The organism is Sulfitobacter sp. HGT1 (genome assembly GCF_013282155.1).
GTDB lineage: Bacteria > Pseudomonadota > Alphaproteobacteria > Rhodobacterales > Rhodobacteraceae > Sulfitobacter.
This window is the reverse complement of the sequence record NZ_BLWI01000012.1, coordinates 45,415-58,237: the sequence shown is the minus strand read 5'-3', so window position 1 is coordinate 58,237 and position 12,823 is coordinate 45,415. Positions and strand designations below refer to the sequence as shown.

16 protein-coding genes are annotated in these 12,823 nt (G+C 57.4%); 9 read left to right on the top strand and 7 right to left on the bottom strand.

Going from position 1 to position 12,823, the window contains the following annotated elements; translation table 11 throughout:
* The first annotated feature begins 61 nt into the window (after window positions 1-61).
* The 3 genes from HGT1_RS13610 (at window position 62) to HGT1_RS13600 (ending at window position 1,664) form a co-directional block, all read left to right on the top strand.
* Window positions 62-478 carry an Hsp20 family protein gene (locus HGT1_RS13610; protein WP_176250513.1) on the top strand — a complete coding sequence of 139 codons (417 nt, stop codon included), beginning with the start codon at window positions 62-64 and terminating at the stop codon, window positions 476-478.
* 1 nt (window position 479) lies between these two features.
* The gene (locus HGT1_RS13605; RefSeq protein ID WP_176250512.1) at window positions 480-698 is read left to right on the top strand and encodes a DUF1150 family protein; all 219 of its coding nucleotides are present in this window, start codon (window positions 480-482) and stop codon (window positions 696-698) included.
* A gap of 105 nt (window positions 699-803) precedes the next feature.
* On the top strand, window positions 804-1,664 hold the full coding sequence (locus HGT1_RS13600) for a glycosyltransferase family 10 domain-containing protein (RefSeq protein WP_176250511.1): 861 nt from the start codon (window positions 804-806) through the stop codon (window positions 1,662-1,664).
* A 41-nt stretch (window positions 1,665-1,705) separates the two neighbouring features.
* Here the strand turns inward: HGT1_RS13600 and HGT1_RS13595 are convergent, their stop codons facing one another.
* Both HGT1_RS13595 and trxB read right to left on the bottom strand, forming a co-directional pair.
* Window positions 1,706-3,418, bottom strand: a complete 1,713-nt coding sequence (locus HGT1_RS13595) for a bifunctional sulfate adenylyltransferase/adenylylsulfate kinase (RefSeq protein WP_176250510.1) — start codon at window positions 3,416-3,418, stop codon at window positions 1,706-1,708.
* A 168-nt stretch (window positions 3,419-3,586) separates the two neighbouring features.
* Window positions 3,587-4,591: a thioredoxin-disulfide reductase gene (trxB, locus tag HGT1_RS13590; protein ID WP_176250509.1), complete on the bottom strand. Its 1,005-nt coding sequence runs from the start codon at window positions 4,589-4,591 to the stop codon at window positions 3,587-3,589.
* 222 nt (window positions 4,592-4,813) lie between these two features.
* On the opposite strand from trxB, the gene HGT1_RS13585 reads away from it, so the two are divergent.
* Window positions 4,814-5,314 (top strand): Lrp/AsnC family transcriptional regulator, encoded by a 501-nt coding sequence (locus HGT1_RS13585; protein WP_176250508.1) that lies wholly within the window; start codon window positions 4,814-4,816, stop codon window positions 5,312-5,314.
* Between the two features lie 13 nt (window positions 5,315-5,327).
* Here HGT1_RS13585 and HGT1_RS13580 read toward each other — a convergent pair whose 3' ends face one another.
* The 5 genes from HGT1_RS13580 to lgt all read right to left on the bottom strand — a co-directional run bounded on the left by HGT1_RS13580 (window position 5,328) and on the right by lgt (window position 9,513).
* Window positions 5,328-6,011, bottom strand: a complete 684-nt coding sequence (locus tag HGT1_RS13580; RefSeq protein ID WP_176250507.1) for a Hint domain-containing protein — start codon at window positions 6,009-6,011, stop codon at window positions 5,328-5,330.
* A 329-nt stretch (window positions 6,012-6,340) separates the two neighbouring features.
* Window positions 6,341-6,484, bottom strand: coding sequence for a hypothetical protein (locus HGT1_RS13575; protein ID WP_176250506.1), 144 nt, complete (start codon window positions 6,482-6,484; stop codon window positions 6,341-6,343).
* A gap of 304 nt (window positions 6,485-6,788) precedes the next feature.
* Complete coding sequence (gene pgeF, locus HGT1_RS13570; RefSeq protein ID WP_176250505.1) at window positions 6,789-7,544, bottom strand: peptidoglycan editing factor PgeF; 756 nt, start codon at window positions 7,542-7,544, stop codon at window positions 6,789-6,791.
* A complete protein-coding gene (locus tag HGT1_RS13565; protein WP_176250504.1) occupies window positions 7,541-8,632 on the bottom strand; it encodes a class I SAM-dependent methyltransferase in 1,092 nt (363 codons plus the stop codon). Before HGT1_RS13565 ends, pgeF begins: the two co-directional genes overlap by 4 nt.
* Window positions 8,629-9,513 carry a prolipoprotein diacylglyceryl transferase gene (gene lgt, locus HGT1_RS13560; protein ID WP_176250503.1) on the bottom strand — a complete coding sequence of 295 codons (885 nt, stop codon included), beginning with the start codon at window positions 9,511-9,513 and terminating at the stop codon, window positions 8,629-8,631. The genes HGT1_RS13565 and lgt overlap by 4 nt, the downstream gene beginning before the upstream one ends.
* A gap of 97 nt (window positions 9,514-9,610) precedes the next feature.
* On the opposite strand from lgt, the gene HGT1_RS13555 reads away from it, so the two are divergent.
* From HGT1_RS13555 to HGT1_RS13535, 5 genes are all read left to right on the top strand, one after another.
* Complete coding sequence (locus HGT1_RS13555; RefSeq protein ID WP_176250502.1) at window positions 9,611-9,853, top strand: accessory factor UbiK family protein; 243 nt, start codon at window positions 9,611-9,613, stop codon at window positions 9,851-9,853.
* 337 nt (window positions 9,854-10,190) lie between these two features.
* Window positions 10,191-10,691, top strand: a complete 501-nt coding sequence (locus tag HGT1_RS13550; protein ID WP_176250501.1) for a YbjN domain-containing protein — start codon at window positions 10,191-10,193, stop codon at window positions 10,689-10,691.
* Window positions 10,692-10,728: 37 nt separating this feature from the next.
* Entirely contained in the window at window positions 10,729-11,544 is an 816-nt protein-coding gene (gene proC / locus HGT1_RS13545; protein WP_176250500.1) for a pyrroline-5-carboxylate reductase, read from the top strand.
* Window positions 11,537-11,875 (top strand): tRNA-binding protein, encoded by a 339-nt coding sequence (locus tag HGT1_RS13540; RefSeq protein WP_176250499.1) that lies wholly within the window; start codon window positions 11,537-11,539, stop codon window positions 11,873-11,875. The genes proC and HGT1_RS13540 overlap by 8 nt, the downstream gene beginning before the upstream one ends.
* On the top strand, window positions 11,872-12,822 hold the full coding sequence (locus HGT1_RS13535; protein ID WP_176250498.1) for a D-glycerate dehydrogenase: 951 nt from the start codon (window positions 11,872-11,874) through the stop codon (window positions 12,820-12,822). Before HGT1_RS13540 ends, HGT1_RS13535 begins: the two co-directional genes overlap by 4 nt.
* The last annotated feature ends 1 nt before the right edge of the window (window position 12,823 follow it).

Below are 12,823 nucleotides of genomic sequence, written 5' to 3'. Positions count from 1 at the left end.
ACGTAGGTCGCCGATACAGGGGCCGAACGACTGACTGTCGCTTAGTTAAAGGACGTGTCTTATGACGAAATTAACGCTGGCTTCTTACCCGCACATGCTGGGTTTTGAGCAACTGGAACGTGTGTTGGAGCGAACTGCCAAGGCAGGGAACGAGGGCTATCCGCCTTTCAACATCGAACAGACATCAGATTATAGTTACCGCATCACCCTTGCCGTTGCAGGGTTTGCAGAGGAAGATTTGGCGATCACCGTCGAAGACCGGCAATTGGTGATCCGCGGGCGTCAGGCCGACGGCCCCGATAACCGGATATTCCTGCATCGCGGTATCGCGGCGCGGCAATTCCAGCGGTCGTTTGTTTTGGCCGACGGGGTCGAAATCGGCGAGGCACTGATGGAAAACGGTCTGCTTCATGTGGATCTAAGCCGTTCCAAGCCGGAAAAAGTCGTTCAGACGATCAAAATCAGAAAAGGGGAGTAACATGCACAATACAGAAACGCATCTTAAGGACCGGACCGTATACGTGAAAACGATTGCCGTCTCGGACCTGCCCCTTGAAGTGCGCGAGCAGGCCGAAGGGCTAAAGCAGCTTTATGCGGTTCATGATGCAAAAGGTCAGCAACTGGCGCTGGTGGGGGACCGCAAACTGGCCTTCAGCCTGGCACGGGATCACGATTACGCGCCGGTGATGGTACATTAACGACGGGTGATTTTCACCAAGGGACAAGGCCGCACATCGTTGCGGCCTTTTCTATTTGTGCTGTGACCGATAAACCCTTCATGAAATATTAGAAGGTTCCTGCGCATGTCTGATCCGGCAATTGCCGTTCTTCCCTATGGCAACAAGCTGGGGCGGCGTTTGGCAGCGGTAAAGCTGGACGATCTGAACTGGCCCTTGGGCCGCCCGGCGCGGTTGCGTTCGGGGACGGTCGCTGATCTGACCCCGGCGGATCATCTGATCATTTATCCGAAAACCAACATGCATTTTCTTCCAAACCTTGGCACACAGGCCAATGTGACGGTGATGGTGGTCGAACCTGCGGTCATTCACGGCAGGCATTTGCGTTGGCTGCGCGTGACGCACCGGCGGTTCTTCCGGGTTATGACCTATCACCAGACCTTGCTGGATGGCATTGTGAACGGGTTGTTTCTGCCATTCGGAACGACCTGGGTGCCGGAGTATAAAGACCTTGATCTGACCAAGACCGGACATATGTCGCTGATCGCCTCGGGCAAGCGCGACCATGCCGGCCATCTGCTGCGGCACCGATTGGTCGAACATGTGCAAAAAACAGGCTTGGATGTCACGGTATTGGGGCGCGGCTATGCCCCGTTCGAGCGCAAAAGCGACGGGCTGGCCCCGTATCGGTATTCTGTCGTGATCGAAAACGTCCGGGAAAAGAACTATTTTACCGAGAAACTGGTAGACGCGGTGCTGTGCGAGTCTGTGCCGATCTATTGGGGCTGCCCGAATATCGCAGATTTTATGGATACATCGGGTATGATCATTTGCGAGACCGAAGACGATGTGAAGCGCGCCATGCTTGACGCATCGGATGCGCAATATGATGGGCTCGCGATTGGTTTGCGCAAGGCGAAAGAGCAGGCCGCTGCCTTTGCCAACCTCGAATTACGTGCCGCTGAAACGTTAAAAGCCAGCCTGTAACGGCTGGCTTTCCAGGTTTTCGCAGAAGGGGAACGAGGGTGTTACCCCTTGATCAACCCCATGCTCTCCAGCTTTAGCAGCACTTGATGTGCGCAGTTGTCCACGTCGACATTTTCAGTCTCAACGCTAAGCTCCGGGTTCTCAGGCACATCGTAAGGGTCTGAAATACCTGTGAATTCTTTGATCTTTCCTTCGCGGGCCAGCTTGTACAGGCCTTTGCGGTCACGGCGTTCGCATTCCTCGATCGATGTGGCGACGTGGATTTCAACGAAGGCACCGAATTCTTCGACGTCTTCGCGGACCGCGCGGCGGGTGGTGGCATAGGGTGCGATGGGCGCACAGATCGCGATGCCGCCGTTTTTGGTGATCTCGCTTGCGACATAGCCGATGCGGCGGATGTTCAGATCGCGGTGTTCCTTGCTAAAGCCCAGTTCCGACGACAGGTTTTTGCGCACGATGTCACCATCCAGCAGCGTTACCGGACGTCCGCCCATTTCCATCAGCTTGACCATCAAAGCATTGGCGATGGTGGATTTGCCCGAGCCCGAGAAACCGGTGAAAAACACGGTAAAGCCCTGCTTGTTCCGTGGCGGACGGGTGCGGCGCAGTTCGGTCACCACTTCGGGGAAGGAGAACCATTCGGGGATCTCGAGACCCTCTTGCAGGCGGCGGCGCAGTTCGGTGCCGGAAATGTTCAGGATCGTGACGTCGTCTTTGTCTTTGATTTCGTCGATTGCCTCGTATTGGGCGCGCTCGGCGACCCATACCATGTGTTTGAAATCGACCATTTCGATGCCCATTTCTTCCTGATGCGCGCGGAACAGGTCCTGCGCGTCATAGGGGCCATAGAAATCTTCGCCTTGGGAGTTGTTGCCGGGGCCGGCGTGATCGCGGCCAACGATGAAATGCGTACAGCCGTGGTTTTTGCGGATCAGACCGTGCCAGACTGCCTCGCGCGGGCCGGCCATACGCATGGCAAGGTTCAGCAGGCTCATCGACGTGGTCGCGGCGGGGTATTTGTTCAACACCGCCTCGTAGCAGCGCACGCGGGTAAAGTGATCAACGTCGCCCGGTTTGGTCAGGCCAACAACGGGGTGGATCAACAGGTTTGCCTGCGCTTCGCGGGCGGCGCGGAAGGTCAGTTCCTGATGTGCGCGGTGCAGCGGGTTGCGGGTTTGAAACGCGACAACTTTGCGCCAGCCCATCTTGCGGAAATAGGCGCGCAATTCGTTTGGCGTGTCGCGACGTGCCTTGAAATCATAGTGCACAGGCTGCTGGATGCCTGTCACCGGACCGCCCAGATAGACGTTGCCAGCTGTGTTATGCAGATAGTTCACGGCAGGGTGGGCGGTGTCATCGGCACCGAATACTTTTTCCGCCTCGACCGATTTGTTGGGGGTCCAGCGGTCGGTGACGGTCATGATCGCAAGGATCACGCCTTCCTGGTCACGCAGGGCGATATCCTGACCGATTTCGAGCCCTTCGGCGAATTTTTCGGACACATCCAGGTTGATCGGCATCGGCCACAGTGACCCATCTGCCAGACGCATGTTTTCGACAACGCCGTTATAGTCTTCTTCGGTCAAGAAACCCTTAAGCGGGTTGAACCCGCCGTTCATCAGCAGTTCAAGGTCGCAAATCTGGCGCGGGGTCAGATCGTGGCTGATCAATTCGCCGGCCTCGATTTTCAGCTTTTGCGCCGAATCGTATGAAACATAAAGTTCGGGGATCGGGGCTAGATTCGGCGTTTGCATGGGTTTCTCGCACTTAATTAGGGTCAACGAACGGTTGAGGCGGGTCATAAACCCGCCCGCCGTCGCTAATCAAGCCTTGCGGCCTGTTTACGGCAATTTACGGACAAAGGCGTGAATTTTGTCCGAATTCGGCAACGCTATCCCAGCAAAAGCGGTCTAGCCCGAATGTTATGCGTCTGCCTTGACTTCGGCCCCGTGGCCCAAGGGCAAAGACGTGTCTTTGCCATCGTCATCGCCAACTTCGGCCAAGAACCGTTCTGCCTCGAGGGCGGCCATACAGCCCATGCCTGCACTGGTCACAGCCTGTCGGTATTTGTGGTCGGTCAGATCGCCCGCCGCAAACACACCCGGAATGGATGTTTCGGTGCTGTCGGGTTTGGTGACAACATAGCCGCCCATATGGGTTTCCAGCACGTCCTTGACCAGTTCATTCGCGGGCGCGTGGCCGATTGCAACAAACACGCCCTTGGCCGGAATATCGGTGATTTCGCCGGTCTTGACGTTTTTAACCTTAACACCCTCAACCCCAAGCGGGGCATCGGTGCCGTATACTTCGTCAAGTTCGTGAAACCACATGGGGACGATTTTGGGGTTCTTCTCAAGGCGGTCAATCAGGATCTTTTCGGCGCGCAATTCGTCGCGGCGGTGGATCAGCGTTACTTTTGAAGCAAAGTTCGTCAGGAACAACGCCTCTTCAACGGCAGTGTTGCCGCCGCCGATGACCACAATCTCTTGATTGCGATAAAAGAAACCGTCGCAGGTGGCGCAGGCCGATACGCCGAAGCCCTTGAATTTTTCCTCGGTCTCGAGGCCCAGCCATTTGGCGCGTGCCCCCGTCGCAAGGATCACGGCATCGGCGATATAGGTCGTGCCACTGTCGCCTGTTGCACGAAAGGGCCGGCTGGACAGATCAAGGTCGTTGATAATGTCGCCGATGATTTCGGTGCCCATTGCGGCGGCGTGTTCTTGCATGCGGATCATCAGATCGGGGCCTTGGACCTCGCTGTCGCCGGGCCAGTTTTCGACCTCGGTTGTGGTGGTCAGCTGGCCACCGGGCTCGATCCCCTGAACAAGGATCGGATTCAGCATTGCGCGGCTGCCATAGATACCGGCGGTATAACCCGCAGGGCCTGAGCCAATGATCAAAAGCTTGGTTTTGCGTGTATCGGCCATGATAAGCCCCTCGGATGAAGTGAAAATTTCTTAGCCCAATATAGCCATGGCACAGGGCACCTTAAACCCATGAATTAATAACGGGTGGTAACTGTTTGCCATTTCTGATCGAAGGCGACAAAAGCACCAACCATCGTAGATTTAGAATATTGCGCGGCGGCGAAAGAATATTGCGTCTGACTGCGCGGGTGCTATAACAATCGGAAATAAACTGGGGGTTTTATGGCGGGAACGCGGCTTGATCCGATTGATCGGAAAATTTTAGCCGAATTGCAGGCTGACGGCCGCATGACGAATGTCGAGCTTGCAAAACGTGTCGGTATTTCTGCGCCTCCTTGTTTGCGTCGCGTGCGCACGCTCGAAGAAAGCGGCTATATCCGGGGGTATCATGCGGACGTGAATGCGCGTGACCTGGGGTTCGAGGTACAGGTATTCGCAATGGTCGGGCTGGCCAGCCAGGCCGAATCAGACCTGACCGCATTCGAGGGAAAGTGCCGCAGCTGGCCGCTGGTACGCGAGTGCCACATGCTGAACGGCGAAGTGGACTTTATCCTGAAATGTGTCGCGCCTGATTTGTCGAGCTTTCAAAGCTTTCTGACAGGGCAGTTGCTGACCACGCCCAATGTCGCGAGCGTCAAAACCAGCCTCGTTATCCGCCCTGCCAAGGATGAACCCGGCGTGCCGTTTGATGTGTTGGAAGATAGATTAAGCACCAGCGCCTGATCGGGCGACTGCCCTAAAGCAGCATGTCCGAAGTTCCTGCCACGCGGAGATGGCACAGCGGGCCAAAATCCTTGTCGCTTTGAATATGTGGAAACATACCCAAAAACTGGTCACGGTGCCGGATCGATAGAGTCCGCAAGACATCAGGCCCCGGGTGGAATGTCTCGACTGGTAGCCCGCCAACGGTGATCGTTGCATGGCGCGCGAGGCACAGATGGTACAAACGCACAGGGGTCGGCGGTGAAATCTCGATGATATTCACCCCGTCGACCAGATCGCGCAGCAACGTCAGAAATTCCCTTTGCGTTCCGTCCCCGCGCAGGTGCAGCGGGGTGTGCAACATGCGCGCGGATGGCCCGAACGTCAGAAATCCGGAGGGGCGTCCGGCACCAAGACTGTCTGCCATAATGCGAACCAACGGGGTCCGCTTGCCGGAATCGGCGGGTATGAATAAGCTAGATCCGACCCACAATAGAGGGGCGGCCTTGCCATCCCCTTTTATGATCATGTCACCGGGATGCAGGTCTTCGACGGCCACATCACCATGATCTGTCAACACGGGCGAGCCGTGGGCAAACGCTGAAAAAGCATCTTCAAAAACCGGAAGGGCGGGCGCGCGGTTCTGACCGATAAACACGGATCCGTCGGCGCGTTTTGCGACGATCTCATAGCTTCGGGTCGGTTGTTCAGCTTGCATTTTGGGCCCTCGCGAAAGCGATGCGCCATAAAGTCTGTGCGCTTTGGGGGCATTAGAGGGGTAAATGCGTTTGGATTCAATCGAAGGGACAACATTCGATGTCATGGTGTTGCTTTCAGAATTGCATCACATAGCCCAAGCCCCCACTTAGCCGCATGATGAGACATGTGCATGAAGTGATGCAAACGTCTTGGGGTACGTTATTGGCGATCTACTTTGCGCCGTTTCCTGATTTCCATTTTACGTCGCTGTGAGGTCGGGACACAGCAACGTGCAATCCTGCGCCGCGCACTCATTAATCGTCTTTTGCGTGCCGCAGGGTATGGTGCTTAAGCGGACTTGCGAACCGACTGAGATGTCGAGCGCTTTGCGATGAACGCTGCGCGACGCGCGCCACGTGCCCATGGCATTACGGTGTCATCCTTGGCTGCGGTTTCAACAATGGATTTGATGAAGCGTGTTTTGATTTTCATGATCGTGACCCTTTGTTATTTTTCGTGTCTGCTCTTTCGTTAAGGATCAATATGCAGAGCCTTTTGGGCGACGATAGGGCGATGGGACTGTTCTTTTCAGGAAAGTGAAAATTTTACGGACGGATTTATGACGGTTTCGCCCCAATCACCATATTTCCTATGTTTTATTGATGTTTATGGCCTAAATCCCCGCCGATTACGGGCTAAATTCCGTGATCATGTGAAAGGGGAGGATACAGTTTTTGGCAAGAAGATGGCAAAGGCCGGACGCATTTTTGCCCAACTTCGCCCCGATCTGATCACCTCAAAGCGTGATCGCTGCAATCAGGCGACCGTAATCCGCTTCTTTGGCGTGGGTCGTACGCCGATAGGAATAGAAGCGGTTCGGATCACTATAGGTGCAGTGATGGGTCCATTCGGCATGTCCGACCCCGGTCGCGCGCAAACGGTTCAACCCAAAGCCGGGCAGATCGAATTGCATCCGGTCGTCCTTGCCATTGGCAAAATAGCGGGCGTAATCGGGGTCTTCCGCAAGAAAGCTGTCGATGAATTCCGGCCCGACCTCATAGGCGCGCTGGCTGATGCAGGGGCCAATGACGGCGCGTATGTTGGCCCGCTGCGCGCCCAGGGCCTCCATTGCCTCGACTGTGGACAGCAACACGCCATCCAGCGCACCGCGCCAGCCCGCATGGGCCGCACCAATCACGCCAGCGTTCAGATCGGCAAACAGTACCGGCTGGCAATCGGCCGTGAGCACGGACAGCGCCAGACCGGGTGTCGCGGTGACCAGCGCATCGGCGCGGGGTTTGTCGGCAAGCGGGCCATCGACAGTGACGGCGGTCGCGGAATGGATCTGATGCACCCCGACCAGATGCGAGCCGGGCACCCCCATGGCATCGGCGACACGCCCGCGGTTTATCTCGACGATTTCGCGTTGATCGGAACTGCCGCTGCCGCAATTCAGCCCCGTAAATACACCAGACGATGCCCCGCCACGGCGCGTGAAAAAGCCGTGCCGCACGGCACCCAGACTGTCGGATGTCAAAATCTCAAGCGTCATGGTTCCAATCCCGGCGGTGGGGGTTGCATCGGTGGATAAAGCCCCATCACCTTGAACAGGTTTCCCATATCTGACGGGTGCGTCAAGCGCCGATGTGCGGCGATATGCGTCTCAAGGGCCGGGCCGGTCAGTGTCTTGGCCAAAACTTGCGCACGCTGCGTAATGCCCAGCCGCTCAAGGAACACACCTTGGGGCGTGATGCGGGTGTATTGTGCAGGTGCTGCGGCAATGGCCAGTTGTTCAAAATCGACATGGGCTGTCAGGTCACAGGCTCCCGGCGCTGTCAGCGGATCGGTCTTTTCATGGGCCCGCAGCGCCTGAAACGTGTCGCCCAAAGTGCGCCAGTCGCCATAGTCGATGATCAACGCCGCCCCGCCATGTGTCGCAATGGGCGTTGACACGGCCTGCAACGTCGGCGCGATCTGCGCACAATCTTCGATCAGATCGCCTTCGGACGTATCCTCAAGGCGATGCGCCAAGGCCGGTTGCGGTGATACGGGGCCCAAGCCAAAGCACAGCGCGCCGTTTGTGTCGTTTGTGTCGTTTGTGTCGTCTGCCAGACCGATTTGCCGTTCTCTCCAGCCATCGCCCGTGCGGATGAACTGCCGGATCGGCAGGGCGTCAAAGAACTCATTCGCCACCAGATACAGCGGCTGATCGGGCAGGGTGTCTGCGGTGTCAAACCATGTGACCTTGTGACCCGCCAGTGCCGCCGCCTGCACATCGCGCAGCTTGGGCGATGCTTCGACCAGCGCGATTTCGGCTGCGGCGACAAAACCGGGCACGTTGCGGGTGGCGCGCAAGATGTCAGCCATCAACGTGCCGCGCCCCGGTCCCAGCTCCGCCAAGGTAAACCGGGCAGGCGATCCTTGCGACAGCCACGTCTGGGCAAGGCACAGCCCGATAAGTTCCCCGAACATCTGGCTGATTTCCGGCGCGGTAACAAAATCACCCTGTGCGCCCAAAGGATCGCGGGTGGTGTAATAGCCAAGCGTCGGGTGCAGCAGGCAGGTCGCCATGTATTCGTCGATGCGCATGGGGCCATTGGCGCTGATCTGCGCCTTGATATGGTCCAACAGGTCGGTCATGCGATGCGTCTGGACCGGATGATGAAATAGCACCCGATGGCGATCATTGGCAGGCACAGGATTTGCCCCATCGTCAGACCATAGCCACCCATTTGCCACGCAAGGCCCAGCGGATTGCCGGGGGTGATGAATTGCGCATCAGGCTGGCGGACAAATTCCACCATGAAACGCGCGATGCCGTACCCTGCCAAAAACGTGCCGCCGACCAGCCCTTCGGATTTCAACGCGCCGCGCCGCCACGCCATGTACAGCAGCAGCGCGCCCAGAATCAGCCCTTCAAGCGCTGCTTCGTACAGTTGCGATGGGTGACGGGCGCAGATGCCGACGACATCGGGGCAATTTTGCGCGGCCAGCGTGGGAAAGGGCACGCCCCAAGGCAAATCGGTCGGGCGCCCCCAAAGCTCGGCGTTGATGAAATTTGCGAGCCGGCCAAGAAACAAACCCGGCGCAAGACCAAGGGCCACCATATCGCCTGTCGAAATCTTGCTGAAGCCGTGGCGCACCGTGAAGAACAGGAACGCCAGAACGACGCCGATTGCACCACCATGAAATGACATCCCGCCTTCCCAGATACGCAGGATCTGGAAGGGATTTTCAAGGTAATAGGCAGGCTGGTAGAACAGCACATAGCCAAGCCGCCCGCCAAGGATCACACCCAGAATGACCCAGAACAACAGGTCCTCGACCCGCTCTTTGGTCATGACCGGTTTTCCACCACTCCAGTAGTCGGGGTGGTTGACCGTGCGCACAACAATACGCCATCCGATGACGATGCCTGCAATATAGGCCAGCGCGTACCAGCGCAGCGCAAAGGTCATGCCAAACAAGGTAATCGAGAAAATCTCGGGGGACATATCGGGAAAGGGGAGCATTGCTATCATAGGGCGTGATTGAGCCTGCCCGCGCGGCGAAGTCAACCTTGCGAGAAGATGAATTGAACACCATATAGAGAGCAACCGTCGTACAGGAGTGACCGCAATGCAGACCCGCAACAAGATATTTGATGACATCTCGCAGATGATGACCAACGCCATGGGCGTGGCCCAAGGTGCCAAAACCGAGGCCGAGACGGCCATGAAGGGCATGATGGACCGTTGGTTGGCCGACCGCGATTTTGTGACCCGTGACGAATTTGATGCCGTCCGCGCGATGGCCCAGAAAGCCCGCGAAGAGAACGAGGCGCTCAAGGCCCGTCTGGACGCGATCGAAGCAAAGGGCTGATCGCCGATTTCCCTTCCGATTTTTAACGTTTGATACGCACCCGGATTTACATTCGGGTGCGTTGTTTTCTTTAGGGCCGGCGATTGCATTTAGCGATTTGCCAGTTTCGGATGCAGCGCGATTTCCCAAATTTGGTGTATTGGATGGCTTTATCCACAATATACTGAGGTTATCCCCCATCTTTTGTAGCTATCCCCAGAAAAAGGCTTGCCACGCGGACGTCATATGCGCACCATATCTTGTATGGGGATAGCGATGAGCAGCGTCCCATAGTGAACACACCCAAGTATTGAGGTGCCCCGGCATCGCGATACCCAAGAAAATACGAGGTGGTAACATGGCCCTGAGCGAGCAGTATTTTGACGACGAGATCCATCCCATCGATATCGTCGAAAACCTGGCAGCGTTTAACGAGTGGGATTTCGACAGAATATCGGATGAACAAATCGCAATGGCCGTCGAGGGCCAGTGGCGGACCTATTCGATCACGCTGGCATGGTCGGCCTATGACGAGACCTTGCGCCTGATCTGTTCATTTGAAATGGACCCGCCAGCCGAAAAGCTGCCTGCGTTGTACCATTTGCTCAATGACGTGAACGACCAGTGCTGGGCGGGTGCCTTTACCTATTGGGCCGAGCAAAAGACGATGATCTATCGCTATGGCTTGGTGCTGGCTGGCGGTCAGGATGCGACGGCTGAACAGATCGACACGATGATCGGTGCCGCGGTCCTGAGCGCTGAACGCTATTACCCTGCCGTTCAACTTGTTGTGTGGGGCGATCAAACGCCCAAGCAGGCGCTTCAGGTTGCCATTGCAGAGGCCTACGGCCACGCGTAAGTGTTGCCCCCAATGATGAAAATTGGGGGAAATCGCGATGAAAGATACACGTATTGCAAAAGACGGCCTTGTTCTGCTGGGCTGCGGCAAGATGGGATCTGCGATGTTGGCCGGTTGGCTGGCACGTGGTTTGCCGAAATCATCCGTCTGGGTCATTGACCCGCATCCATCCGACTGGCTCAAAGCGCAGGGTATCCAGTTGAATGTCGATTTGCCTGCCGCCCCTGCCATCGTTCTGGTCGCTGTAAAGCCGCAGATGATGGGCGATGCCTTGCCGACCTTGCAGGCGATGGGCAATGGCAAGACTGTATTTGTCAGCGTTGCTGCGGGTACCACAATCGCCACTTTCGAAAAGACACTCGGGGCAAAGACGCCGATCGTGCGCGCCATGCCCAACACGCCTGCGGCCATCAGCCAGGGCATTGCGGCAATTGTCGGCAATGACAACGTCGGTGCCCAAGGCATGGACGAGGCCGAAGAACTGCTCAGCGCCGTTGGCGATGTGGTGCGTCTGGACGAAGAAGCGCAGATTGATGCGGTGACCGGCGTCAGCGGCTCCGGTCCGGCCTATGTCTTCCACATGATCGAAACCATGGCCGCAGGCGGCGTTGCCCAAGGGCTGAGCCCCGAACTGGCGCTGCAACTGGCCACAGCAACCGTGGCAGGGGCAGGGGCCTTGGCCAAAGCATCGGACGAAGACCCGACACAGCTGCGCAAGAACGTCACCAGCCCGAACGGGACCACGCAGGCCGCGCTGGATGTGTTGATGGACGCGGAAAACGGCTTTCCGGCCTTGCTCAAACGCGCCGTTGCCGCTGCTGCGGACCGTTCCCGAGAGCTGTCCCGTGACTGAGATCGGCTTTGACGATTTTCTGGCGGTAGATATCCGGGTTGGCACGATCACACGCGCCGAGCCGTTTCCGGAAGCCCGCAAACCGGCAATCAAGATGTGGATCGATTTCGGACCCGAGATCGGTGAACGCAAGACATCTGCCCAGATCACCGTGCATTACACGCCCGAGGATCTGGTCGGCACCCAGGTGATGGGTGTCGTGAATTTCCCACCGCGCCAGATCGGGCCGTTCATGTCCGAAGTTCTGGTGCTGGGGGTGCCTGATGAAAACGGGGCAATCGTGCTGACGCGGCCCGCGCAGCCTGTCCCTAACGGAGGACGCATGAATTGACCAAACTTCTGATTTCCCGCCCCGCACCGGCGGAAGTCCACGCCGCACTTGACGGTTTCGACGTGACCTACCGGGATATTGATACGCCGCTGACGGCGGATGAGATGATGGCCGCGTTGCGCGATTATGACGGGGTGCTGCCGACCTTGGGCGATGCGTTTTCCGCAGATGTCTTCGCGCAGGTGGAAAACCCGCGCTGCAAGATCCTTGCCAATTTCGGGGTCGGCTATAACCATATTGATGCGGCCGCAGCGCGCGCCAGTGGCGTTGAGGTGTCGAACACGCCGGGCGCTGTGACAGACGCCACCGCCGACATTGGCATGACGCTGATGCTGATGACCGCACGCCGCGCGGGCGAAGGCGAACGGCTGGTCCGGTCGGGCGCATGGACGGGTTGGCACCCGTCGCAGCTGTTGGGCATGCATCTGACGGGCAAGACAGTCGGCATCGTTGGCATGGGCCGGATCGGCCAAGCCGTGGCGCAGCGCTGCCACTACGGGTTCTCGATGCCGGTGAAATACTTTAACCGTAGCGCCAAGGATCTGCCCTATGAGGCGGAACATTTCAGCGATCTGAAGGCCTTGGTCGCCGCAGTTGATGTTGTTGTGATCGCGGTTCCGGGCGGGGATGAAACGCATCATCTGATCAATGCCGATGTGCTGGCCGCGATGCAGCCGCATGGATTACTGATCAATATCGCCCGCGGCAACGTGGTGCAGGAAAGCGCGCTGATCGACGCGTTGCAATCCGGTTCAATTGGCGGTGCGGGGCTGGATGTGTACGAATTCGAACCCAAGGTGCCAGAAGCGCTGCGGGCTCTGGATAACGTGGTGCTATTGCCGCATTTAGGTACGTCGTCCCACGAGGTTCGTGTGGATATGTGGATGATGGCGGTTGAGAATTTGAAAGCCGGTGTCGCAGGTAAAACGCCTCCGAACGCAGTGTAAC

Bases quoted from the DNA above. Each gene is read 5' to 3' on its own strand.
- HGT1_RS13610 (WP_176250513.1), top strand. From the start codon at position 62: ATGACGAAATTAACGCTGGCTTCTTACCCGCACATGCTGGGTTTTGAG.
- HGT1_RS13605 (WP_176250512.1), top strand. From the start codon at position 480: ATGCACAATACAGAAACGCATCTTAAGGACCGGACCGTATACGTGAAA.
- HGT1_RS13600 (WP_176250511.1), top strand. From the start codon at position 804: ATGTCTGATCCGGCAATTGCCGTTCTTCCCTATGGCAACAAGCTGGGG.
- HGT1_RS13595 (WP_176250510.1), bottom strand. From the start codon at position 3,418: ATGCAAACGCCGAATCTAGCCCCGATCCCCGAACTTTATGTTTCATAC.
- trxB (WP_176250509.1), bottom strand. From the start codon at position 4,591: ATGGCCGATACACGCAAAACCAAGCTTTTGATCATTGGCTCAGGCCCT.
- HGT1_RS13585 (WP_176250508.1), top strand. From the start codon at position 4,814: ATGGCGGGAACGCGGCTTGATCCGATTGATCGGAAAATTTTAGCCGAA.
- HGT1_RS13580 (WP_176250507.1), bottom strand. From the start codon at position 6,011: ATGCAAGCTGAACAACCGACCCGAAGCTATGAGATCGTCGCAAAACGC.
- HGT1_RS13575 (WP_176250506.1), bottom strand. From the start codon at position 6,484: ATGAAAATCAAAACACGCTTCATCAAATCCATTGTTGAAACCGCAGCC.
- pgeF (WP_176250505.1), bottom strand. From the start codon at position 7,544: ATGACGCTTGAGATTTTGACATCCGACAGTCTGGGTGCCGTGCGGCAC.
- HGT1_RS13565 (WP_176250504.1), bottom strand. From the start codon at position 8,632: ATGACCGACCTGTTGGACCATATCAAGGCGCAGATCAGCGCCAATGGC.
- lgt (WP_176250503.1), bottom strand. From the start codon at position 9,513: ATGATAGCAATGCTCCCCTTTCCCGATATGTCCCCCGAGATTTTCTCG.
- HGT1_RS13555 (WP_176250502.1), top strand. From the start codon at position 9,611: ATGCAGACCCGCAACAAGATATTTGATGACATCTCGCAGATGATGACC.
- HGT1_RS13550 (WP_176250501.1), top strand. From the start codon at position 10,191: ATGGCCCTGAGCGAGCAGTATTTTGACGACGAGATCCATCCCATCGAT.
- proC (WP_176250500.1), top strand. From the start codon at position 10,729: ATGAAAGATACACGTATTGCAAAAGACGGCCTTGTTCTGCTGGGCTGC.